The 22,449-nt window shown below is 67.0% G+C and carries 19 protein-coding genes; 7 read left to right on the top strand and 12 right to left on the bottom strand.

Translation table 11 applies throughout. From position 1 onward, the window contains the following. Positions 1-68 precede the first annotated feature (68 nt). On the top strand, positions 69-1,220 hold the full coding sequence (locus JSV65_19710; GenBank protein ID UCH34714.1) for an SLBB domain-containing protein: 1,152 nt from the start codon (positions 69-71) through the stop codon (positions 1,218-1,220). Position 1,221: 1 nt separating this feature from the next. After that, the gene (locus JSV65_19705; GenBank protein UCH34713.1) at positions 1,222-2,640 is read left to right on the top strand and encodes a hypothetical protein; all 1,419 of its coding nucleotides are present in this window, start codon (positions 1,222-1,224) and stop codon (positions 2,638-2,640) included. Positions 2,641-2,693: 53 nt separating this feature from the next. Here the strand turns inward: JSV65_19705 and JSV65_19700 are convergent, their stop codons facing one another. After that, positions 2,694-3,410 carry a cysteine hydrolase gene (locus JSV65_19700; GenBank protein ID UCH34712.1) on the bottom strand — a complete coding sequence of 239 codons (717 nt, stop codon included), beginning with the start codon at positions 3,408-3,410 and terminating at the stop codon, positions 2,694-2,696. 130 nt (positions 3,411-3,540) lie between these two features. On the opposite strand from JSV65_19700, the gene JSV65_19695 reads away from it, so the two are divergent. Both JSV65_19695 and JSV65_19690 read left to right on the top strand, forming a co-directional pair. Continuing rightward, a complete protein-coding gene (locus tag JSV65_19695; GenBank protein ID UCH34711.1) occupies positions 3,541-4,134 on the top strand; it encodes an ImmA/IrrE family metallo-endopeptidase in 594 nt (197 codons plus the stop codon). A 43-nt stretch (positions 4,135-4,177) separates the two neighbouring features. Next, positions 4,178-4,660, top strand: a complete 483-nt coding sequence (locus JSV65_19690; protein UCH34710.1) for an isoprenylcysteine carboxylmethyltransferase family protein — start codon at positions 4,178-4,180, stop codon at positions 4,658-4,660. Positions 4,661-4,664: 4 nt separating this feature from the next. Here JSV65_19690 and JSV65_19685 read toward each other — a convergent pair whose 3' ends face one another. The 4 genes from JSV65_19685 to JSV65_19670 all read right to left on the bottom strand — a co-directional run bounded on the left by JSV65_19685 (position 4,665) and on the right by JSV65_19670 (position 9,128). Further along, positions 4,665-7,418 carry a carboxypeptidase regulatory-like domain-containing protein gene (locus tag JSV65_19685; protein UCH34709.1) on the bottom strand — a complete coding sequence of 918 codons (2,754 nt, stop codon included), beginning with the start codon at positions 7,416-7,418 and terminating at the stop codon, positions 4,665-4,667. After that, positions 7,415-7,876, bottom strand: coding sequence for a zf-HC2 domain-containing protein (locus JSV65_19680; GenBank protein ID UCH34708.1), 462 nt, complete (start codon positions 7,874-7,876; stop codon positions 7,415-7,417). The genes JSV65_19685 and JSV65_19680 overlap by 4 nt, the downstream gene beginning before the upstream one ends. Further along, complete coding sequence (locus tag JSV65_19675; GenBank protein ID UCH34707.1) at positions 7,873-8,451, bottom strand: sigma-70 family RNA polymerase sigma factor; 579 nt, start codon at positions 8,449-8,451, stop codon at positions 7,873-7,875. Before JSV65_19675 ends, JSV65_19680 begins: the two co-directional genes overlap by 4 nt. Before the next feature lie 119 nt (positions 8,452-8,570). Beyond that, complete coding sequence (locus JSV65_19670; GenBank protein ID UCH34706.1) at positions 8,571-9,128, bottom strand: flavin reductase family protein; 558 nt, start codon at positions 9,126-9,128, stop codon at positions 8,571-8,573. Positions 9,129-9,267: 139 nt separating this feature from the next. Between JSV65_19670 and JSV65_19665 the strand changes: the two genes are divergently transcribed. Then, positions 9,268-9,642, top strand: a complete 375-nt coding sequence (locus JSV65_19665) for a hypothetical protein (GenBank protein UCH34705.1) — start codon at positions 9,268-9,270, stop codon at positions 9,640-9,642. Between the two features lie 2 nt (positions 9,643-9,644). On the opposite strand, the gene JSV65_19660 is transcribed toward JSV65_19665, so the two are convergent. The 3 genes from JSV65_19660 to menA all read right to left on the bottom strand — a co-directional run bounded on the left by JSV65_19660 (position 9,645) and on the right by menA (position 14,040). Further along, positions 9,645-12,203: a neutral/alkaline non-lysosomal ceramidase N-terminal domain-containing protein gene (locus tag JSV65_19660; GenBank protein ID UCH34704.1), complete on the bottom strand. Its 2,559-nt coding sequence runs from the start codon at positions 12,201-12,203 to the stop codon at positions 9,645-9,647. Between the two features lie 122 nt (positions 12,204-12,325). Further along, on the bottom strand, positions 12,326-13,075 hold the full coding sequence (locus tag JSV65_19655; GenBank protein ID UCH34703.1) for an SGNH/GDSL hydrolase family protein: 750 nt from the start codon (positions 13,073-13,075) through the stop codon (positions 12,326-12,328). A gap of 38 nt (positions 13,076-13,113) precedes the next feature. Continuing rightward, positions 13,114-14,040, bottom strand: coding sequence for a 1,4-dihydroxy-2-naphthoate octaprenyltransferase (gene menA / locus JSV65_19650; protein UCH34702.1), 927 nt, complete (start codon positions 14,038-14,040; stop codon positions 13,114-13,116). Between the two features lie 233 nt (positions 14,041-14,273). Between menA and JSV65_19645 the strand changes: the two genes are divergently transcribed. Next, positions 14,274-14,630 (top strand): Gfo/Idh/MocA family oxidoreductase, encoded by a 357-nt coding sequence (locus JSV65_19645; GenBank protein UCH34701.1) that lies wholly within the window; start codon positions 14,274-14,276, stop codon positions 14,628-14,630. A gap of 102 nt (positions 14,631-14,732) precedes the next feature. Next, positions 14,733-15,404 carry a hypothetical protein gene (locus JSV65_19640; protein ID UCH34700.1) on the top strand — a complete coding sequence of 224 codons (672 nt, stop codon included), beginning with the start codon at positions 14,733-14,735 and terminating at the stop codon, positions 15,402-15,404. Between the two features lie 76 nt (positions 15,405-15,480). On the opposite strand, the gene JSV65_19635 is transcribed toward JSV65_19640, so the two are convergent. From JSV65_19635 to JSV65_19620, 4 genes are all read right to left on the bottom strand, one after another. Further along, positions 15,481-16,887, bottom strand: a complete 1,407-nt coding sequence (locus tag JSV65_19635) for a hypothetical protein (GenBank protein ID UCH34699.1) — start codon at positions 16,885-16,887, stop codon at positions 15,481-15,483. A 35-nt stretch (positions 16,888-16,922) separates the two neighbouring features. Beyond that, a complete protein-coding gene (locus JSV65_19630; protein ID UCH34698.1) occupies positions 16,923-19,748 on the bottom strand; it encodes a hypothetical protein in 2,826 nt (941 codons plus the stop codon). 91 nt (positions 19,749-19,839) lie between these two features. Next, complete coding sequence (locus JSV65_19625; protein ID UCH34697.1) at positions 19,840-21,129, bottom strand: hypothetical protein; 1,290 nt, start codon at positions 21,127-21,129, stop codon at positions 19,840-19,842. A gap of 182 nt (positions 21,130-21,311) precedes the next feature. Next, on the bottom strand, positions 21,312-22,449 hold a 1,138-nt coding region (locus JSV65_19620), incomplete at its 5' end, for a molybdopterin-dependent oxidoreductase (protein UCH34696.1).

Below are 22,449 nucleotides of genomic sequence, written 5' to 3'. Positions count from 1 at the left end.
TCCGCCGCTCCCTTGACACGGAGCAGCGCGTTTCCCTATACTCTCAAGCATCGGGGAGGCGAAAGCACGTGAGTTGCGTCAGATTCCATCTACGAGTTGCGCTCGGACTGCTCATCGCATTGACGCCGACCCTGGCCCTCGCGTACACCCTCGGTCCCGGCGACAGCGTTACCATCGAAGTGCGCACCGAGCAGACGCAGTTGTCGCTCGACAGCGTCGTGTCTGTGGACGGGCGCATCTACGTTCCCCCCACGGGCGCCTTCGCCGCGGAGGGAAAGACCCCCGTCGAGCTGGAGGCCGAGATCGCGCGCGAGTTGGAGCGATACTATGTCGGCCAGGTGCAAGTGGTCGTGCTCGTGACCGAGCGCAAGGAGATCGTGGTCTCCGTACTGGGGCAGGTGGCGGAGCCGGGGGAGCAGCGTTTGCCGGATGAGCGCCCCTTGCTGTCCCAGGCGGTGACGCAGGCTGGCGGCCTGCTGCCGCAGGCATCGTCGCGGCGGGTCTCCCTTGTGCGTGGCGGGCAAGAAATCGGCCCGATTGACCTGTACGCGATACTCAGTCTCGGCCGCAGCGACCAGGACGTCGTCCTGCACCCGCAGGACGTGGTATATGTCGCGACGCGCGAGCGGTGGGTCACCGTGATCGGGCCCGCCCAAGCGCCTGCCGTGTACGAACTGCTCCATGGGGACCGACTCAGCCATGTCCTCGTTATGGCCGGCGGCCTGACGGCGGCGGCTGATCCCGAGCGCGCGGTTATCGAGCGCCCGACGCCTGACGGTGAGCCCCAGACCATCGAGGTGAACCCTCGGGCGGCTCTGGCGGATCCGGGCGGGGATGCGGACCCGCCGCTCATCTTCGGGGATACCGTGCGCCTGGTGAGTCGGCTCACGGATGTCTACCTGGCCGGAGAAGTAGCACAGCCCGGCGCGAAGCCGTTCGAGGAGAACCGGACGGTCATAGATTACATCGGCCTCGCTGGGGGCGCGACCAATCGCGCGGTGCTCGATCGAGTGGTCATCGTCCGCCGCGGCAACGCCGAGCCGCGCACGATACCTGTGGACCTCGCCAAGTTCATGACGGGACGAGCCAAAGGCGCCCCGCCGCTCGTCGCACAAGGCGATGTCATCTTCGTTCCCGGACGGCGCATCGCCACCGTGCAGGACTGGGGTTCCCTGGGCCAGGTCCTGACCGGCATTGTGGCCGCCATCAGGATATTCTGATATGGCAGACGAGTTCTCACTGACGCAACTGATCCGGGTGGTCTGGCGCCGCAAGGTGCTGGTGGCACTGGTCACCGTTGTCTGCGTCGTCACGGCCGGCGCGGTGACCATCGCGCTGCCCAAGATCTACCGCGCTCAGACCAGCGTCTTCTTCCCCGAGTCGCGCGATACGGGACTGACCGCAGCCCTCGGATCGCTGGGGCAAGCGGCGGGCGTGTCGGCGGCTCTCGCCAGGTTGGGCCCGTCGTCGGCGGCGGCGTCGCTGTGCAAGGCAATCGCCGACAGCTACTCCGCGCGCGCGGAGATCTGTCGCGAGTACGGCTTGCAGGAGCGTTTTGAGACCGAAACCTTCCAGGACGCCACGGATCAACTGCGCGACTCCACGTGGACGGCGATTACTCCCGAGGGGCTGCTGCTGATTCGCGTCGACACGACCGACCCGCGTCTCTCCGCCGACCTCGCCAATGCCTACGCGCGGATTGTCGAGCGCGTCTACCGCGAGGGCACGGTCTCGCGCGCACGCGGCGAGCGCGAGTTTCTCGAGCGGCGCGTGGCCCAGGCCGAGACAGACCTCAGGACTTTCGAGGCCGAGTTGGAGGACTACCAGAAGCGCGGCGAAGCGCTGCTCGCGCCCGATGAAGTGGCGCCGATACTGGAGAAGCTCGCGGACATCCGCATCGAGCAGGCGACCGCTGAGGTCGAACTCGAGTCGGCGCAGCGGCGGCGCGCTGAATTGGTCACGCAGCTCAGTCGTCTCGCCGCCGAGAATCCGCAAGGATCAGAGTCGGGGTCCGTCTATGCCGTGCCGTGGGAGATGACGAGCGAGACGCTCTCGGACAACCCCGAGACCGCTGCGATTCGCGCGGAGTTGGTCAGCCTCGAGGTGCAGCTCGCCGCCGCTCGCCACGACCTCAGCGATGAGCACCCCGAAGTCAAGCGGCTGCAGAGCCGGATCGAGGAGACGCGCAGCCGCCTCGCCTCCGAGGCGCGCAAGACCCTCACCGCCGAAACGCGCACGCGCAGCCCGGTGTATGCGTCGGCGCTCGAGCAGCTCGTCTCGTTGGAGACGGCGGTGATTGGCCAGGAAGCACGGGTGCAGGGCCTGCAGGAGTTGGTCAACCAAGTCGAGGGCCGCTCCGGCGAGCTGCCGGAGCGACTGCTCCACTACTCGAGGCTGCAGCGCGAGGTGCGTGCGCAGGAGCAGGTGTACATCACCATCGGCACGCAGCTCGAGGCGGCGCGGCTCAGGGAACTCCAAGAGCAGCCCGTGTTCGAGGTGCTGGACAAGGCGGTGCCGCCGGAGCGCCACGATCGCCCCAAGCTGGTCGTCAATCTCGTCGTCGGCCTTCTGTTCGGGCTCTTTCTCGGCACCGCCGTCGCGGCTGCGTTGGGTCCGCCTGCGGCAAAGGCAGCGGCCTGATCGCACCGACGCAGCGCGCCGATGTCTCGTGACGCGCGCCCGCCAAGCCGGTCCTACTCGATCCGCTGCACCACCCGGATGCCGTTGAGCATCATGTGGTAGAGGAACAGCCGGTGCATCAGCTCGCCGGGGTGGGGGATGATGCCTGCTGCCTCGGCCGCTTCGACCGTCACATCGTACGTGTCCACACAGTCCTGCGGTACCACGACGAGCGCCCTCTCGCCGCGTGCGTCCGACCGGAACTTGAGGTAGGTGGCCAACTGGTAGACGCAGAGGTCGGTGCAGTCGCCGGTCACGATGGCCGCCTCCGGCGTGCCTGCTTTCTCAAGCCACGGCTCGAGATCGGTGTCAATCGCGACGTTGATGGCGCGCTTAGGCATGATCCGGAAGATGTTCGAAAACGGCAGATCTCTCAACTCCCGGACTGTTTCCGCCTCGTCCGTGCCGCACACGGCGTGCGGGCCGTAGGCGTCGAACTCAGGGGAGTCCGGCGGGTGGCAGTCCTGCGGCAGGATGAACGTGCGCACGCCGCGCTCGTGGGCTGCGCGAAACAGGCGCACGATTGGCTCGACGATGGCGCCGACTCGTTTGCTCGCCAGGTTCCCGTGCTTGCAGAAGCCGTTAGTCACATCCACGGCCAGCACCGCGATGTTGTCGGGGCCGCCGGCCTCGCGCTCCACCTCGGCCCATTTCAGCGCCGGCAGTCCGCCGAGCCACACGCTCACATAATCCAGGAAACGCTCGGTCTCCTCCGCGGTAATCTCTGGCATAGGACAACCTCCAAGCAGAGCGGGCGGGCGGGCGGCAGGCTGCCTGCACCGCGCCAATGTGTTTACAGCGCTGCGCTGGGTGTGATACGCTATCAGCGCGACGGCTACCTGCCGCAGAGCGGAGACCGGAATGGACAGAACGTCGCCTCGCTCTGAAACGGATCGCCGATTGGATCGTTTCCTGCGCCGCTTCGCCTACGTGCGCCGCACGAACGTCGAGACGTTCGCCCAGCGCTTCGCGGAGCTGCTGAGAGCAGGCGCGCCGCCGCGCGACCCCCGCTCGCTGCTGCCGCGCATCGGGATCACCGTCGAACGCGGGATGGTGGAGCCGCCCGCGCGAGGAAAGCGGGTGCGCCGGGGCGACGGCTACGCGATCACCGTGTCCGAGCACGAGCAGCGCGAGGCGCAAGCTTTCGCCGCCTGGCGCGAGGTGTTCTGCCTGTTGGCGGCGCAGCGGGGCTTCCCGACGGAACTCTCCCAGGTCGGCGTGGAGCGACTCGCCAACCGATTCGCGACGTGCATACTGATGCCGGCGGATGTGATGATGGCCGAAGCCGGTCGCTTCAGCACGAACCCCGACGCGCTCGTCGAGGTGTTGGCGCAGAGGTTTGGCGTCAGCCTTACGGCAATGCGCAAGCGCCTCTATGAACTCGAGATTCTGCGCCCGCGCTCGCGCGCGGTCCATCTCCCACAGCAGGGAAAGGCGACCGGGAGCGCCAAATAGCACCTGCTGCGGTCAAGCGCCTTCGGAGCACTGGCGATAGACCATGGCTGAAAAGACGACTGGCACAGATCGCGGATCACTCATCGCCCTGCGCCTGGCGTACTACGGCGAGGTGATCGTGGCGCTGCTCGCGCTGCCGGCTCGGGGCTTTGCGCCGCCACGCCCGCTTCTCGCCGGCATCGGCTTGCTGCTCATGCTCGTCGGGCTAATCCTGCGCATGGCCGCCGGGCGGGCGCTTGGTAAATGGTGGTCGCTGCGTGCGGAGGTTAAGGACGGGCAGCCCCTGATCACCGGCGGGGTGTACCGCTTCATGCGGCATCCCTCGTACCTCGGCATGCTCCTGGTCTGCCTCGGCATACCGATAGCGTTCCAGAGCATGTGGGCGGCCGTAGTCATGGGACTCGGTGTGTGGCCTGCGGTCGGTCACCGCATCCAGGTCGAGGAGGAACTGCTCGCCCGTCACTACGGCGATGAATACCAGGAGTACGCCCGCCGCACCGCCCGCCTCATCCCCGGTGTGTTCTAGTCCCTCACTTGGCGACCTTGAACCATGGGATCCCACTGAGCCGGTAGTCCTGGCTGTTCGATATCGCACGGCCGCGCTCGTCATGTGCCACGACCAGCCAACCGTACCATGCTCCAGGAATAAGGCCCCCCCGCCACCTCTCCGTACCTCCTGCGCCCCGGTCGAAGCCCTCGGCATCCACGCGAACGGAGCTGTTGGTGATGGATCCGCTCTCCCACACCCACTTCTCGCAGCCGCCGCTGATGTGCACGGTGTAATAGGCCGCTCTGGGGTGCGGATACCAGGACAGCACAGGGTTCGTGGCTCTTATCGTCGCGCCCGCGGCGGGCGACTTGTGTCTCAGCGCAGGCACGAATTCGATGGGATCGAGGTGGACGGTGTTCTCATCAACCCTAATCTCTTTCGGTCCGTCGAGCACTACGCACCCCTCCATGTACGGCCTATAGACGAACCGGACGACGAGATGGTACGTGCCTGGCGGCAGGCCATCGAACCGGAACACGCCCTTGCTTGTACCAGCGAATCCCGCCAGAGATGCAGCCGGCGCCCATGGCTCGAGCCATCGCGTCCAGCCCGTGTTCTCGTGAGACAACAGGATGGCTTCGGCGCGTACCCGCGCGGACCCGACACGCAAGCTTCCGACGACCACGCCAGACCATTTCCCAACGCCGTCGCGGCGCGCCCGCCGCGCGCGGCCTATCTGAGATTCAAGCGCCGCCGCGGCGTTCCCCGTGTAAGTGTACATGCCTGCCGGCGGATGTTTGACCTTCTCAAGCGCCTTGCCGGCCATCGCCAAGCACTGCTCCCACTGCCCCATCATCTCGTAGCACGTGGCCAGCATCTGCTCCGGGCCGCCGTAGCCCATTTCGTACAGGGTGACTGTTTGTGTCATCAAACGTCCGAACTTGTCCCGTCTCCGCACCTCAGCCACATATCCCTGCTCGATGATGCCCTCCAGCTCGCGCGCCGCCTCATCCCAACGCCGGAGCGCCATCAGCATACGGATCATCCCTGCTCGCGCCCAGGACGCATTCACCCCGTAGTCCCGCCAGGCAGCCTGCGCCGTCTTCAGCGCCGGCGCGAGACGCCACTGCTTGGTCTGCTCGCGGTAGATATAGTGGAGAAGACGCGGCCTATCGGCGGCGCCGCAGCCCGCGCGCCGGTACCAGCTCAACGTGGAGAGCAGCACGTCGCCCCGAGGATAGTCCAGCCGATGCGGCACCCGGTAATCGCCGGCGTGCGAGAAATCGAGAGTAACAAGCGGCGCAGGCCCCGACTGGATACGGTGCTCGCCGCCCGTCTCGTAAGCCCGACGCTCTTCACGGTGATCGCGTAGAATCTCCAACAAACGGTCGTGATTCGGGCCGTTGGCCCAACTGACGTAACTGTAGCTGGTCGCGAGACACGCTGCAATGAGCCCGATCACCGCGACTGCAGCCCGCCGCACCTGGCGGGCTGGCGCCGCTTCACCACTGTGGGCGATCCGGATGAGCAACCCGAACGCAACACTCGTGATGAGCACGCATCCCGCCGCAAGCCCGCCGAACACGATCGCTTCCCCAATCTCCGGCGTGCCGCCGCGACTGAAGACGTAGAACGCACTTACGTCCGCAGCCGAACGGAGCAGAGCTGCGATCAGGGCACCGCAAACCGCTGCGGCGCCGACGGTAACCGCCAGATTGCGAACCGAACGCTCTCGCGCAGTCGCCCACCACGCAAGGCCTCCCGCAATGCCCAGCGCCGCTCCCCCGAACGCATCATGCCATGCTGCGTGTCCTCTCGCCGGCCCCTGCAACGTCAGTGCAAGGTATCCCGGAAGCGGCGGCGCTGGGAGTGATGTTGAAGCGGCGTAGCTCCGCAAGCCGTCTGATGCGCTGCGAAGCCAGGTGGATATCTGACCGAGGCTGTTGATCATCGCCCAGGCGACCGCCGTGCCCGCGGTCGCCAGCGCCGCCGATGCCGCCGACCGCCTCGCCACGCCGGCGATCACGCCCGCCAAGCAGACGAGGCCGACGCCGTGAAACAACGGGATAGCGTACGTGCTGTACTCGGATTGACCGGAGTACATTTGGGCCGCCAGCAGCCCCGCTACCCATGCCGCGCCGACGACGATGCCGCCGGTCACACCCGCTATGATCCCATCGCGTCCAGACCAGCAGTATGCCGCGCAGGCGAGAGCGACCGCTCCTACCGCGGCTACGGAATACGCGATGCGGCCCTCGCACCCGATAATCCACGCGCCGAACACGGCACACAGTACGCCGGCACTCACCAGCAGGGCCAGCGCTGCTCCCTTCCACGAGCGAGCATGCAGCCCGTACGCGATCGCCGTTGCTGCGACCGCCGGCATCCACCTCCACAAGCGTCCGACCTCCGGCGGCGGTATGAAGCCGTGCTCGCGCGCGCACGACGCGCTCAGCAGCGCGACCCCCGCAAAGGCGAGAAGTGCGAAGGCGACGGCCGTCACGCGCCACAGTGCTTCTCGCCATGCGTAGCCTGCCAGGCGCGCGATGCACACGCCGTAGAGGAAGGCGACGAGCCACAGCCCGCCGGAGATGGGGCCGAGCTGCCCCTTGAGCCACTGCACCCAGGCCAGCGCTTCGAGGCGCAGTGACCACGAACTCGCGAGAAGCCCGGCGCCCTTGAGCGCGCCGAGCACTACGCCGAACACCAGGCTTATCAGGGCCCACTTCGCGATATATCCGAGAACGCCGGGGTCGCCGTCCCGCGCACTGCCGGGCATCTCGTCTTCGGTCATGGCGTCCTCCGGAATCCGAACCGTTCTGAACCATCTGCAGCTTCGTCGAGGTCAAGCCTGGCCACGAGGTCAAGTATTTCCATCTCCTCTGCGCCCGGCGGACGTACCACAGGTGTGATGTCTCGCCGGTCTCGCGGCTCCGCCAGCCACATCAACAGAATTAAGGCCATCGTCGCAGCTGCAATTGCCGCGGTTTCGCGCCAGCCTACCGACGCTCGGGTGCGCCTCGTCGCCGCTCGTTCGCGCGCACGGGCCCACAGGCCGTCAGGCACAGCAGCACCGCCGTCGGCAGCCGCGTCCACGAGCGCAGCGTGGGCCGCGAGCACATCGAGATGCGCCGCGCAGTCGGCGCACGCCCGCAGATGGGCCTCCAGCGTCCGCGCTCGTTCCGGCGTCAGCTCGCCATCCAGATACGCCGACAGGCACGGGCGCGCGCGCCTGCAGTTGAATGTCTTCATGGTTCGTCTCTTTCGCTGATGCCCATGGCGACGAGTCGCACCCGCAGCATTTCCCGCGCCTTGCTCAGCCGCGACCGCACGGTACCGATGGGACAGCGCACGGCCCGAGCTATCTCCTGGTAGCTGAGGTCGTGGACATGCCGGAGCACGATGACCTCGCGCAGTCTAGGTGGGAGTGAGGCGATGACGCGTCGAACACGGGCCAGTCGTTCCGCCCGCACAAGTTCGGTCGCCGGATTGGCGCTGCACTCGTCGGCGGGGTCTTCGAGCAAATGAGACGCCTGCTCGCGGCGCCGCCAGCGCCGGCCTTCACGCGCGAGCATGCTGCGGAGGTAGGTGATGAACGCGGCGTCACCGCGAAAACGGGGGAGAGCCGCCAGCAACCGGGCGAAGATCTCCGCGACGAAGTCTGCCGCTCCCTCTGCGTCGCCGGCCACCAGCAGGCCGTGCGTGAACACGAGCCTGCGGTAGCGGCGAAACAGCTCGTTCCAGGCTGCCTCGTCGCCGCTTTGGCAGGCTGCTATCAGCTCGGCCTCGCCAACGTACAGTGGGCTTGCTTGGCTCACATCCGGCATCGGCCGCTCCGCGGAATCGGGCTATAGGATTAGAGCCGGCGGCGCCCGAAAAGTTCGCACAAGCTCGCGCCGAAACGGACGACGCGGGCATCGCGACGGGCCAAGGCGCATCCCGCGCCCTACTTCGCCGAGAAGCCGTGGGACCCCACCAGCTTGCCCAGGGCGTAGTATTCGCCGTTGACAAATGCCAGCGGGTCGAGCTTCTCCGCCGCCAGGTTACCGCCCTCGTCGAGCACCTCCTCATCCGCGTGGACGCACAGAATCTCGCCGAGGAAGACGTCGTGCGTCCCGAGGCTGAGGACCTCCCGCACGCGGCACTCGATGTTGACGGGGAACTCCTTGATCAACGGAGCCTTGACATAGGCGGCGGGCTCGGCGGTCACGCCGGCGGCCGTGAACTTGTCCCCGGAGCGCCCGGACACCGTGCCGCACACGTCCACCGCTTTCGCTTGGCTCGCGCGCGGCAGATTGACGACGAACTCGCGAGTCTCTTTAATCATGGGGTGCGAGTACCGCCCGGGGCGCACGGCGATGCTGAGCATAGGCGGGTCAGAGCAGACCACGCCGACCCACGCGAGGGTGATGAGGTTGGCGTCTCCCTGCGCGTCCGCGCAGCTGATGACGGCTGCTGGCACCGGGTACAGCTCAGTCGCGGCGTCGCGTTGAATCTTTGGCATATACTCACTCCTCCGTCTTGGCGATGGCGGAAGTCTTCGACTGCCGCGGCAAGCGTTCCTGTAAACGCAGTTGCGGCACTCATCGGATAAGCAGGAGGCGGGCTCTGTGCGCAGAACCGCTTAGCTTTGGAGAACAGCTATGCGAATCATCAAAGGCATCGTGCTCGGCCTCATCGTGCAGGGCGTAGGACATCTCCTCCTGGTCTGGCCGCTGAAGGCGCATATCTTCCCACCGACCGCTTGGCACGTGCTGCCGTTCATCCTCGGCGGACTCGTGTGCGGATTGTACGCGACGCGAGCGTTCCCGGGATTCGTCATCGGCGTGCCTTATGCCGCGGTCGTGGTGTTCGCCGATGGCATGGTTGATCCAGGAGTGTCAGGGGTTGCGATTGCGTTCGCCGTTGTCGGGCTGGCGCTCGGCACAACGACGTGCGGTGTTGTGGCGCGCCGCAGGGCACAGACGGCGGCCCCGGCACCCGAAGGCGCCTCACCGCCGCCTCCCGCCGTGATGTAGCGCTACTTCATCCGCGCCAGCACCTGGCGCAGCTCGTAGTGGACGTACTCGCCGGTCGGTGCCGGCATCTCCCCCTGCGCGACCCACAGATCCCGCCGCCCGGGCCGCATGACCACGCTGTGCAGCGTTGACGAGTTGCACACCGAATGCCCCGATGATCCCGGCTTGCCGCTGCGTGGATCTATGTCATCCCGCAGGAACTCCGCCATCCGCGGCACGTCAATCCGGCCGTGATACTCCGCCGCCAGCTCCCGCAGACGCGCGTACCGCGAATCACTGCTCGAATCAGCGCGCGCGATATCGGGATGCGGCAGGGCGCCCCCCTCGAACATCTCCGGCCGACGCTCGCCGACGCATCCGAACAGCACATCATCCCGCGGCACGCGCACGGCATGGTGATGCGCGGTCACTTCAACGGTGCGCGCGTCGCGCAGGTTCCCGTCGCAAATCGTCACGTGATAGCCGCACGTGCCGGGCGTCTCGGCGACGAAATCCACCGCTTGGTCGAGCGAATCGCAATACTGAATCGCCTCGCGAATGAGCAGGAACAAGGGCTTGCCGTCAACCGACGTGTCGAGCGGCGAAGATACGCTCTCCTCGCCGATGCACAGGCCCGCCGCGTTCATCGCAGTCAGGCAGCCGACCATGCCCGCCCAGTTGACTGCCACGAAGTCGTGCCCGGCGGCCGGCTTGTAGAACGCCACGGTCGCGACTTGCGGCAGCACTTCGCCCATGCCCCAGTCGAGGTTGCGCCCGTGAATCAGATCTCCCGCGCGCCGCGTCGCCGAGCCGATGGCCACCATGTTCGAGCAACTCGCTCCCACCCCGAGCATCTTCTTCATCGTCGGCTGCTCGACGATCGCGAGCATGACCTGCAGGAACAGCGTCGTGTCGTAGTCGAGCCCGAGGCCGTCCGCCAGGCCGTGGATTTCGAGTACGTACTCCGGCGGCAGGTGCCGCTCCAGCATGTACTCCGACCGCCTTGCGGCAAACAGCAGGCTGCGCATGCCGCCGGGCACCGGCAGCTCGCGTCCCGCGGACTTGCGCATGGCCGCCAGCGTCTCCTTGAACTCCGGCTTGACTAGCGCGCCGTGGCGGTAGCCGATTTCATACGGATTGCCGGTCAACTCCAGGATCCACTGGCCGTGCTTATGATATGCTCGCGCCGGCCCGCAGATGCGCCTGCCGAGTTTGTCTTCGACGACCGGCGTGATGTCGCTGGCGCGAACCGCAAGCTCCATGACGGCGCCGGCGAAAGCCTTCTCGATAAACTGCCCCAGCCCGGGGCCGTAGCCCGATACCGTGCGCTCGTACCCGCCGCGTCGGTACTGGTCTTCCGTGAGGATGTAACCGATGTGGTCGTTGGCCAGGCCGAATATGCAGGGCTCCGCGAAGCCCAGTCGTCGTGCCTGCTCCTTGAGCCTCATGCCGAGCGGTGCCGACATCTCTCCCGGCACCGCCATGATGCCGAGCCCGGCGAGATTCATCGCCGTAATCCGCGTCGCAGGCGTCAGCAACACCGACCCGAGGCCCTCCGGCAGCCGGACGGGGAACGAGGCGACGGCGAGTTCGGCCTCGTCCTGGGTACGAATCTTCGTCCACATCTCGATGCAGCGGTCGGCGAGCCCGAAGCCGACGTCCTCGGCGCCGCGATAGCCGTCCAGCCCGTTCGGCGAGCGCGGCGACTGGTCGCCCTGTGCGCCGTTGGCGAACATTGCGGTCACGCCGTCGCCGATCTCGGCCTCCAGGCGGCGCTGGAGATACCCGGGCCAGTCGCCCGAGACCAGCATGTTGTCGTCGTCGAGGCACGTCCCGTGTGCGGCGAAATTGACGAGCGCCGCGATGGGCTTGTCATCCTGACCATCCACGCGCACCACGACGAGTTGGGGGTCGGTGACGCGCTCGGCGTCCTCGCCGCGGCGATTGGAGGCAAACTCCGGCGCGGTTCCTGCCGCCCAGCCGATGCGCGCGGGGCGGCGGTTGCCGTTCGCAGAGATGAGCGCACCGGCGATCTTGTTGACGATTTGCCTGCGCAGGCCTGCATCGTACCGCCCCATCGCCAGCTGCCATACGAACTCGGGCGCGAGCGCGCCGGGTCCCGAATGCGTATGGCTGGCGCAGATCAGGAGGTGGTCGTCGTCGAGGCCGGTCGCCCGCGCGGCACGCTTGAGCACCTGGCGCTTGACGTCCTTGCTGACCCCGATCAGGTCGCACGTGACGATCCCGATCCGCTCGCTGCCGTTGTCGAGCACGAGCGCTTTGGCATAGATTGCGTCGTGCACGCCCGTCGACGGCCGGCCCCGGCGCGCACCGTATCCGCCCAACGGCGTGCCGATCGGCGGGGTGATGTCCACCGACGCCGCGCCCGCCGTGAGCGGCCCGGCTGCGACCTGTTCGAGGCGGCCCGCCCGCCACGCTTCGCGGAACGGCCCGTACCGAGCAGCCAGTGTCGTCTCGGTCCGCGGCGAGAAGAACCAGATCCAGAACGCGCCGGCGGCGATTGCCGTCAGCACCAGCACCAGCAGCACGACCCAGAACAGCACCCGCATGAACTTGCCCATGGTCATAAGCCTGGAAAGCGTTATCCCGGAACCGACTTCGCCCCGCCGCGGCCGCGCACCTGCGAATCCGCGCGTCTCCGCCGCCGACGCAGCGCGGCCGATAGGGGAGGAGCGGCGGAGGCTCAGTCCTTTGAGCCGTAGTCCTGCGGCCTGCGGCGCTGGTCAATGGTGCGCAGGACTTCCGCGCGATCTTCGGCAAGCTCGGCGGTGACGCGCGCCGCGACGCCGCTGCAATTCGTGGCAATCGCCTCGAACACTCGGTTCGCGATCAGCAGATGCCCCAGATCGTTCGCGTGAACCGTGTCCGGGTGTATCGCCCAGTCGGCCTGCCCCTCGGCGTCCCAGATATCGGCGAGGATGCATTCGTGTTCCTCGGCGAGTTGACGGATGACGAGATTGAAGACCTCCGTCGCGGCCACGCTCCCGACGTCATACGGCGGATACCAGTCGTAGGCGCTCATGTGGTAAACGGTCGTCAGCACGGTCACCGGGCTGCAGGCATCTCTGACGTCGCGGATGATCTGCGCCATGTCCTCGCGGAAGTCCTCCGGGGGCATGCCGGCCCGCATGTCGTTGAGCCCGTACGCGAGGATGAACAGGTCCGGTTGCAGCGCGATGACGTCAGCGGTGTAGCGTTCGAGGGCGCTCGGCTTGGCGGAACTCGCGTAGCCGGGGCTGCGCGGGGAGATGGCGTTCGCGCCGATTCCCTTGTTGTGCAGCGTGACCGGCTCGCCCTGACACCTGCTGATGAGTTCCGCGACGACGTTGACCCAGCGGCGGCTCTCATCGGTGGCGCATGCCCCCGCGACGTGGCTTTCGCCCAACGCGACCATGGTGCGAAATGGCTGCGAACGAAGATCCTGCTTGCTCATTGAACGCTCCTGTGGGTGAGGTGTCCCTGCGCCGGCGGTCACACGCCGGCGGACGCCCGGCCGGCGACGTACCCGATGATGAGCAGCACGCTCGTCAGCGCATGCGCGGCGATGGTCATGGCGCTGGCGGGTACCAGGCGCTTGGGTTGAGAGTGGTACTGCCATACGACGGCCGACGCGCCCGCCCCCAGCGGCGCCGTCAGCAGCGCCACCAAGCACCAGCCGGGTGCCAGACCGGCCGCGATCGCGGCCAAGATGCTGGCGTAGGTTGCGGCGTACAGGACCGGCACGCCAAGGCGCGCCCGCCGCGTCCCCCATCTCACCACGAGGTGCCGCTTGCCTGCCTGTCCGTCCGCGGGCGCATCGGGGAATTGGTTGACGTAGAGTACGAGCAGTATCAGCAGCGCCACGGGCACCGAAGCCGCAAGCCCTACGGCCGTTACAGCGCGGACTTGCACGTACTGCGTCCCCGCGACCATGAGCACGCCGAAATCGAGCGCCACCGCCAATTCACCCCACCCGCGATAGCTTAGCTTGAGCGGCGGCGCGGTGTAGAAGAAGCCCGAGAGGACACCGACGAGCCCAAGCGCAAGTATCGGCCAACCTCGCAGCCAGGTGAGAACGATGCCGATAACGGCGGCAATGCTGAGACATGCAAGTGCCGCCATCAGCGTCGCGCGCGGCGTCATCAGCCCGTCCTGGATCAAGCGGCTGCCGCCGAACAGGGGCGTGTGGAAGTCCGGGTTGATGTCGTCGGCGCCGGAGAGGTGGTCGTAGTAATCGTTTGCGATGTTGGCGCCGGCGTGGACGAGCACCGCGCCGACGAGCGTCAGCACGAACAGGCCGAGGCGGAACTCGCCGCTCTGGTACCATACAGCGGCGGCGCCGAGCCCGACCGGCAGCGCGGAACCCGTGAAGAACGGGGCGCGGCTGACCGCCGCCCAGAAAGAGAGCTTCTTGCGCATGGCTTCGCAGGCATAAGTTCGCCCGCCTCCGCCGCAGCGCCTGCCGGTGTCGGCGGGCTATGCGCGCCCGCGTTGACCGCGAATGTCGCCGACTCGCTGACTACTGCCGCCTCAGCGAAAGGGATTCACCGATGCGAGCGGAAAGTAATGCGCGTGACGGGGCACCGCGGCGGCAACCGGCCGGTCGGCTTGGTCGCCCGGAAATGGCATCATTCAAGCCAGGAGGTAGTGCCGTGCCGAAAGTGCTGAGGACGATTCAGATAGGTATCGGTGGCATCGGTCGAGGACACCTCAAAGCGCTGATGGAGAACCCGCGCTTCGACGTCGCCGCCGTGTGCGATGCGTATCCGCGACGGCCCGATGTGCGCAACAGCCGCAAGGCTGCCGCGGCAGCGGGGGTGCCCTTCTTCGAGGACTATCGCGACGCATTTCGCACCGTCGAGGGCGATGTCGCATTCATCTGCACGCCACACCACTGGCACGCGCCGATGACCATCGCGGCGCTCAAGCGCGGCATGCACGTGTTCGTCGAGAAACCGACCACGGCTTCCAACGCCGACGCCGACCGCATGCTGAAGGCGCAGCACTAAGCCGGCAAGGTCGTCACCGTCGGTTTCAGCCCGCCCGCCGGCGCAGGGCTGATCGGGCTGAAGAACCACATCGCGCGCGGCGACCTCGGCGAGATTCGCGAAGTGGCTGCGGTGGTCAACTGGTACCGCGAGGATGACTACTACCGCCGCGCCCATTGGGTCGGGCGCAAGCGTGTGGAGGGCAAGTGGTGCCGCGACGGTGTGATCTACAACCAGGCGAGCCACGCCATGTCGGCCGCGCTGATGCTGGCAAACACGGCGCCGCGACCGGCGATATCAGTGGCCAAGTGCGCCCGCGCCGGCCTCTACCGCGCGCATCCCGTGCGCACACTGGAGATGGAGGATTTGGCCTGCGCCGTGGTGGATCTCGAAGGGCCATCCGGAACCAAGCTCTACTTCTACGCGACGACATGCAATGAGGGCGCCAAGGGAACAAGCTGGATCAGGGTCTTCGGCACCAAAGGCGCCGCGACTCTCGGCGCGAGCCACATTGACCTGCACGACGGCACCAAGCGGGCGATGAAGATCCCCGCCGACGTCCCGAGCAAACACGACAACCTGTACCGGGCGATCATGCACGGCGGGACGCCGTTCGTCCCCCTTGCGGAAGGTGTCAAGGTCACGTACACCATCCAGGCGATCTACGAGGCTGCGCGCAATCAGGTCAAGAAGGTCAAATGGCCCGAGGTCGGTGTGGTCGGGGAACTCATTGCGCGCGCGGCGGCGCAGCGCTGCGTATTCGCGGACCTGGACGCGCCGCCGGATTGGGCGTAGAGCGAATCGCCGGTGAGCCTTGACTCGCGGACACGGTGCTGCCGCACGAGCCTGCGCCTGCGACAGCGCCCCGACGTCACCGGATGCGAATGCGCGCGTAGCGCAGCGTCCGCGCCTTAGCGGGGCACTCGCCGAGGACATCGAGCGTGTCGGATGGCGCCGAGCCGCCGCGCTCAGTCGCGGTGAAGAAGCCGGTGAGGGGACATTCCAGCCTGACCTTCACCGGCTCGCCGTGCGTTTCGCCCGGCAGTATCTCCATCAACCGGTTCTCCGACAGCGGATTGCCCTGCGCGTCGCTCCCCCCGCAGTAATAGAACACAAACAGTCGGCCATCGGGGGTCGCGTGGAAACGAGCGACTCCGGGTATCTCGCTCGACTCGCCTTCTCCTCCCTTCGCCAGCGTGTCGCGGGCAACTACTTTCCCGTCACGCACCACGCAGCGCTCCAACGCATAGGTCAAGCGCTCCCCAGGGAAGTACTTTTCCCGCAGCCGGGAATCAAGCGATGTCTCGCTCCACAGCATGTGCGCGGCGCCATCCGGGGTGATCCAGATGTCGAGGTTGTTGATATGCCCCGCCGTCTTCTCGCGGCTGGCGATCTCGACCCACTCCGCGAACGGCGTGGTGACGATGTCGGGGGTCCACGTGAAAAACAGGCGCCGGAAGTCGTAGTCCCACTCGCGCCCGGTCAGCTCGCGCTTGTACGCGCGCCACTCCTTGACCGGCTCGATGATGTCGCTGATGCCGAGCACGTACGCCGTGCGATTCCGGAGCGCGATCACCGGATAACACAGTCGAATCGGCTCCGGCTCCTCATAGTCCATCCCCATCGGGAACACGAGCTTGCCTCGTGCCGACCAGCGCCCGTCTTTGTCGCGGAAACTCCAGTGCTGTGCCTCGTGCCCAAGGATGTTGAGCAGCAACAACTCGCCGCTCGGCCCGTCCGCGGCGAGGCCGCGATATGAATGCTCGGTGAATCGGGGCTCGTCCTCCCATTCGGGCAGGAGCGTCTTATAGTCAGCTTTGGGATCAGCGGCGGCGAACTCCAGGATCTGAGGTCGCGCCGGGCCGCCGTACACGTTCGGCTCGGTGAGCGTCGGATTCACGGAGAGGAATATGCGGTCGGCGGAGAAACCGGCCAGCGGGCACGGCTCGCGCGTGCGGCCTTTCTCATCGCGCCGCTGCAGTGCCCAGCCGTCGTCCGTTCGCTTGAACAGAAGCCATCGGCAGTTGTTGAGCGGCTTCAGATCAGGAATGGTCTCCAGGCCGCTGGCCAGCACGTGATCGCCGATGCGCACGATGCAGGTGGAGCCTTTGCACCACAACGGCCCGGCGCCGTTGTCCGCCGGCTCATACTGGTACACGTCCTCTTCCACCTCAACCACCGGCGCCAGCGGCTGCGGTGCCTGCGCGCCGCCCCCGGCGGATATCGCCATGCACCACGTCACGATGGCACACCACCTTGCGAACCTAGCACTTTGCACGACATGTCTCCTCCCTGCGAGCCCGGCGGCGCTTCTCACCAATCCCCCACGTACAACCATCGGCCTTCCTGACCGGGCGCCACGGATACGACCAACGCGTCTCCCGCGGCGCGCACCGCGATGGCTCCCGCGGCGTCAGCCCCGCTGGCCACCGCGCCCCGCGGGCTCTGCCATCCCCGCGCGTCCACCGGTAACGTGACCTCGCACGGCCCCGACACCCACAACCGGTGCGCCGTCCGCACGGCAGAGGCTCGCTCGCGGCGCGCGACCTCCGCCCAGGCGATCGTCAGCGGTTGCTCGGCAAACCGGTATTCCGTGCCGTCTATTTTGATGCCCGTCGTGTCGCGGCCGCAGAACGCCGTCAACTTGCCGCTCGCGACGCGGTAGCTCACCATTTCCGTGCCGCGGTACGTCACAGTGTGCCCGTCCAGCCTTACCCCGTCCAGTCGCACCTCATTCGGCGGCAGGTTCAGTCGCGCCACGATGGGAGCATCCCGCTCCGGGTCGCGCTTGAACCCTCCCGGCCACTGCTCGGGCAGCGAGCGGAAGTGATTCGTCACCGTCACTACGCCATTCGGGAACTTGTTGGCGAGCACGTCGCCGGTGCGCGACATCCGCTCGGGATGGTCATCGCCGGTATAGGCGCCGGCCGCCGACAGTGCGTCGAATAGAACGCGGATGTCCTTGCCCGTCGAGGCCGACTGGTCGTCTCTCGCGCGGAAGCCGAGGAACATCGCCCGTCCCCCGCCGCGGTGGCATCGGATCGCCCCCACCACCCGCGTGCCGATTCTCGCCACGGCGTCGGCGTTATCCGGCTTGACCGGATAGATCCAGTCGGGCAGCAGATCAGAGGGCACCTCCATGGGCGCGGCGTTCGACATCGCCCCGGCGAATCGCACGTTCTTGCCGCCCGCTGCGGCGCCTCCCGCGGGCGGCCGCTCGTACGTGACGCCGAACATCCTCTGCCATCGGGCGAGCGGCGATCCCGTGCCCTCCTCGTATCGCTCCGGCGGCGTGGCCATCCACAACACTGACCCGCCGCGCGCCAGCATGGCCGCCATCAGGTCGAGCGTTTTCGGCCGCACGAACGGCTCGAACAGCGCCCCCACCACGCGGTACCGGCGCCCGCGAAGCGAGAGCCGGCCGTCGGCGGTCACCCGTCCCCAGCGGCACAACTCCTCCTCGGTCGCATAGTTGCAGTAGCCGTACTGCACCATCCACGAGCCGAAGCGCTGATCGACGTAGAGCAAGTCGAGCGGGTAGAGCAGCAGCACGTCCGTGTCGCGGTGCACCTCGCCTTGGACGACGTTATGCAGCGGGTTACTGTGGCGGCAGCCGTAGGCGGCGGTGACCTGGTTCATGCGAGCGATGATTTCCGCCGGCGCGCCCCAGGAGGCGCAGTAGGTCCATCCCGCATCATTGATCGTCCCCAGACCGCAGGCGAATGCCCGCCCGAAGTAGTTGCGGTCGGCCCACCCGCCCTCCGGGTGATCCGTGCCGCAGCCGGTGTACACGCGGTTCCAGCGCCAGTAGTCGTAACAGGCGCTGATCGCCTCGCGCACCGACGCGCTGCCGCGGAACGCGTCGGTGTAGTCGTAGGAATGCGCGCGATCGCCGCCGCAGCCCGCGCCGAAATCATCGCACGTCGGGGCCTCCTGCCAGGTCGGATGCGCCGTCACCTCCACCGGACGTCCATATAATCTCTCCGCATACCGCTTCGCCTCGAGCGACAGGCCGACGACCGCGGCGGACAACATATCGAAGTAGTTGCGACGGAACATCCACGTGCGGTAGATGCTCTCCCGGTCCGCCCCCATGACGTGCTGCGTGCCGTCAATCGCCTGCTCTCCGTCCAGGCACCCGTGGCCTTGGCAGAAGTAGACCAAATACTTATAGAGGTCTGCGAACTCGCGGCCGTAAGCGCGCGCGAATGCCCGGCACATGCTCGGGGTGACGTAGCGCACCTGCAATTCCTCGCGCCCGACGCGCCGCAGGTCCCAGTCGAACTGGCTGTGCATTTCATCGCCATAGAACGCGGCGAAGTCTATCCCGCGGCGATGGTACTCGTTAATCACGCCTTTGGCATACTCGAGCGCGTCGGGGTTGAAGTAATCGAGTTCCGGCAACGCGTGCACCAGGACGACGAGGCACCGCGTGTCTTTGCCCGCTTGCGGCCACCGGCCTTCGACTCGGTACGGCTGCTCGCGCCACCCAGCCGCTGGGCCGGTGACCTCGCCCGCCGGCTCGGCCCGCTCCACCGTGTCGCTGATGTCAACGATATCGCGCGGATCCACGGCGAAGTACGACGTGCCGGGTACGCGTCGCTCGGCAAATGCGAATACCTTCACCGCCTTCACCTGGAGGGAGATCGGGCCTTTGTTGTTGCACCACTGCGCCTGCGCGCGCAGCGTCATCCTGTAGCGGCCGTCCGCGGCAATGCGGCCTTCCTGGAACAGGCACATCTCGCCGGCGTGGTCATGCTTGGCGGCGTACCCGCGGCCGAGGTCGAGCGGGTTGATGACGCTGCCCTCGAGGGTCATGCCGCGCTCTCGCGCTAATCTCGCGATGACCTCGAACGCGGCGAGCGTCTCCGGCGAGTCGAGGTGCAGCCGCCGCGCCTGGCCCCCGAAGAAGAAATCGTAGGATACCATGAAGCGGCCCGCGCCGCGCTTCGCGGCCTGATCCATCAGACTGATGAGCGAGGCGTCCGGCGGATAGAGGTAATTCGCGCGCCCCTCGCCCTCGAACAGCGGGGCGGCGGGGTCGCGGGCGATGATCTCGAACTGCGAATCGTCGGTGAGGATGACGCCGCCGTGGCCGCGGAAGACCTCCTGCGGCCGCGTCGGCTTCACGATTTGCATGGTTCCCTCCCGGGCAGGATCTGCGCTCGCAGCCGCTGCGGCCAGCGCGACCGCGATCAGCCAACGACCTCGCGGGGCGCGGAACAAGCGACTACACCTCCACCGCGCCGTCGCACCCGGCGCGGATGATCTCGATCGCGCAATCGGCCAGCAGGTCGCCCGCCTCCGGCGCCAGCCTGCTGCTGTTGGTGAACGTCGTCTCGTAGCCTCCACGCAGGAACGCTTCGCGATGAGGAACATACCCGACCATTCCATTCGCGCAGCTCACGACGAGCGCGTGGCGCGGGTGTGACTCTTCTTTGATGCGCAGACCCAACTGCACGAAGTACTCCGCGGGCATGCTGACGAAGGCGTAGTCGTCCACGAACAGCGCCTGCACCTCGGCAAGCTGCACCCCGCACTCGCGTATCCTCTCGAGGACCCGCGGCATCGTACGGTCGTAGATCGTCGGATCCACGAACCGCTGCGCGCCCCGGATCGTGCCGCGCACCTCGTCCTCCGTGGCCTTGCGAAACGGAAGCTCGACCGTGCGCGCCGCGCAGCCAACGCGGACGGCGGCCCTGAAAGACATGTCGGTCATTGCTTGCGATACGTCGTCGGCCAATGCGAGACCGGCGGCTTCCATTTCCACGTCGGCCCCGTTCCGCGTGGGATCGGCGGTGTGGATGTTCCCGCTCGCCCCGTTGAGGAACAGCGTGACCGGGCACCCGCGAGACTTCATCTCCCGCGCCAGCACGCCGGGGAAGCCGGCGGAGAAGCCCGGCTCGGGGCCGTGGTGGGTGGGGTGGCACGCGAAGTTGACAATGGCGCCCAGCATCTCGCCGTTGGAGCTGCGCGCGGCGAGCACCGCCACCTCGGGGTCAATCGGCCCCTCGATGTAGAGTGCGTTCGGGTCGGGGAACCGGCCGTGCGTCTGAACGGTGCCATCGCGCATCACGACGCGCCGATTGTGCGCCACGTTCCACTCGAACGCGCTGGCGATGCCGATCTCGGCGGGCTGCAGATTATCGAGCGCCGCGCAGAACATGTCAACGATCCTGGACACCATCATCTCGATATACGCGTCGTCGCGAGGCACCTCGCCCGTCGTCGCGACGGCTGGGCCGGCGTGGTTGTGCGTCGCCGCGGCCATGACACTCGCGCCCGGGAACCCGCATCGCTGCTCTATCCGCCGCCGAATCTCATTGGTCGTCGTCCACCGAATGCTGAGGGTGTCCAACTGGATGAAGGCAATGCCGGCCGCGCCCGATTGGATCACCGCGGCTCGGGCGAACAGCGGGTCGAGCACCGAATCGCCGACGATTTCCTTCAGCCACCCGATCTTCTTCGTCCCGAGGGGCGGCGTGATGTCAACTTCGGCAAACGCAGCTTGTGTGCTCATGGCATGCTGACTCCTCCTGGGGTGGAACGCGGTGAGGATTCGCCGTGAGCCAAACCATCGCCTTCGCTCTCTCAGGCGGTCACTTCGGGCAGGCCGCGGCGGTGCTGATGCCGGGGCTGGCAAGAGACCCTGTGTCGCAGCACGGCGACTCGTCGGGATTGGGCAGGAGAGAAGGCGAGGCCCTACGCCCGCTCCACGCGCACGGCGCAGACCTTGAACTCCGGTATCTTCGCCTGGGGGTCGAGGGCCGCGTTGGTGAGCACGTTCGCCGCGCTCTCGGCGAAATGGAACGGGATGAAGACGACATCGTTGGCGACCCGCTCGGTGAGCCGGGCCCGGATCTCGATGGATCCGCGCCGCGACGACACCCGCACGCGGTCCTTGTCGGCAACCCCTAACTGCGCGGCCGTGTCTGGACTCAGCTCGACGTAGCCCTCCGGCACCAGGGCGTCGAGGCTCGCCGAACGGCGCGAGACCGTGCCGGTGTGGAAATGGTATAGGATACGGCCCGTCGTGAGGATCAGCGGATACTCGGCATCGGGCTCCTCGGCGGGCGGGCGGTAGCTGACGGCGTGGAACAGCCCTTTGCCGCGCGTGAAGCGCTCGGTGTGAAGGATAGGGGTGCCCGGATGATCCGGGGTAGGACAGGGCCAGTGCAGCGACGTCTCGCGGAGTCGCGCGTGGCTGATGCCGGCGTACGACGGCGTCAGCGCCGCCATCTCGTCGAACACGGCGGATTCGTCCGCGAGCGCGAAATCCTCGCCCGCAGCCTTCGCCACATCGAGCAGAATCCGCCAATCCTCCCGCGCGTCGCCAGGCGCTGGCAGCACCCGGCGCAGGACCTGCACGCGCCGCTCCGTATTCGTGAACGTGCCGCCCTTCTCCGCGAACGCGGCGCCGGGCAGCACCACATCAGCGAACTCGCAGGTCTCGGACAGGAAAATGTCCTGCACGACTAGGAGGTCTAGCTTCGCCAGCGCCTCGCGCACATGGCACACATCCGGGTCGCTCAACACCGGGTTCTCGCCCATGATGTACATGCCGCGAATCCGCCCCGAATCGGCGGCGTTCATCATTTCGACGACCGTCAGGCCGAGCTCGGACGGAAGCGGCTTCGCCCAGGCCTGCTCGAACTTGCGCCGCGCGTCGTCGTCGTTGACGCGCTGGTAGCCCGAGAAGACGTTCGGCAGCGCGCCCATGTCGCAGGCGCCTTGGACGTTATTCTGCCCTCGCAGCGGGTTGACGCCGGCCCCGGGCTTGCCGAGATTGCCGGTGAGCATCGCCAGATTGGCGAGGGCGAGCACGTTATCGGTTCCGTGG

It is taken from the genome of Armatimonadota bacterium (assembly GCA_020354555.1).
In the GTDB taxonomy this organism is placed as follows: domain Bacteria; phylum Armatimonadota; class Hebobacteria.
Note: the sequence above shows the minus strand (reverse complement) of the source record. Positions and strands in the feature narration are given on the sequence as shown.

Excerpts from the sequence above, each read along its gene's own strand:
- JSV65_19705 (UCH34713.1), top strand. The coding sequence starts at position 1,222 with ATGGCAGACGAGTTCTCACTGACGCAACTGATCCGGGTGGTCTGGCGC.
- JSV65_19700 (UCH34712.1), bottom strand. The coding sequence starts at position 3,410 with ATGCCAGAGATTACCGCGGAGGAGACCGAGCGTTTCCTGGATTATGTG.
- JSV65_19695 (UCH34711.1), top strand. The coding sequence starts at position 3,541 with ATGGACAGAACGTCGCCTCGCTCTGAAACGGATCGCCGATTGGATCGT.
- JSV65_19690 (UCH34710.1), top strand. The coding sequence starts at position 4,178 with ATGGCTGAAAAGACGACTGGCACAGATCGCGGATCACTCATCGCCCTG.
- JSV65_19685 (UCH34709.1), bottom strand. The coding sequence starts at position 7,418 with ATGACCGAAGACGAGATGCCCGGCAGTGCGCGGGACGGCGACCCCGGC.
- JSV65_19680 (UCH34708.1), bottom strand. The coding sequence starts at position 7,876 with ATGAAGACATTCAACTGCAGGCGCGCGCGCCCGTGCCTGTCGGCGTAT.
- JSV65_19675 (UCH34707.1), bottom strand. The coding sequence starts at position 8,451 with ATGCCGGATGTGAGCCAAGCAAGCCCACTGTACGTTGGCGAGGCCGAG.
- JSV65_19670 (UCH34706.1), bottom strand. The coding sequence starts at position 9,128 with ATGCCAAAGATTCAACGCGACGCCGCGACTGAGCTGTACCCGGTGCCA.
- JSV65_19665 (UCH34705.1), top strand. The coding sequence starts at position 9,268 with ATGCGAATCATCAAAGGCATCGTGCTCGGCCTCATCGTGCAGGGCGTA.
- JSV65_19660 (UCH34704.1), bottom strand. The coding sequence starts at position 12,203 with ATGGGCAAGTTCATGCGGGTGCTGTTCTGGGTCGTGCTGCTGGTGCTG.
- JSV65_19655 (UCH34703.1), bottom strand. The coding sequence starts at position 13,075 with ATGAGCAAGCAGGATCTTCGTTCGCAGCCATTTCGCACCATGGTCGCG.
- menA (UCH34702.1), bottom strand. The coding sequence starts at position 14,040 with ATGCGCAAGAAGCTCTCTTTCTGGGCGGCGGTCAGCCGCGCCCCGTTC.
- JSV65_19630 (UCH34698.1), bottom strand. The coding sequence starts at position 19,748 with ATGCAAATCGTGAAGCCGACGCGGCCGCAGGAGGTCTTCCGCGGCCAC.
- JSV65_19625 (UCH34697.1), bottom strand. The coding sequence starts at position 21,129 with ATGAGCACACAAGCTGCGTTTGCCGAAGTTGACATCACGCCGCCCCTC.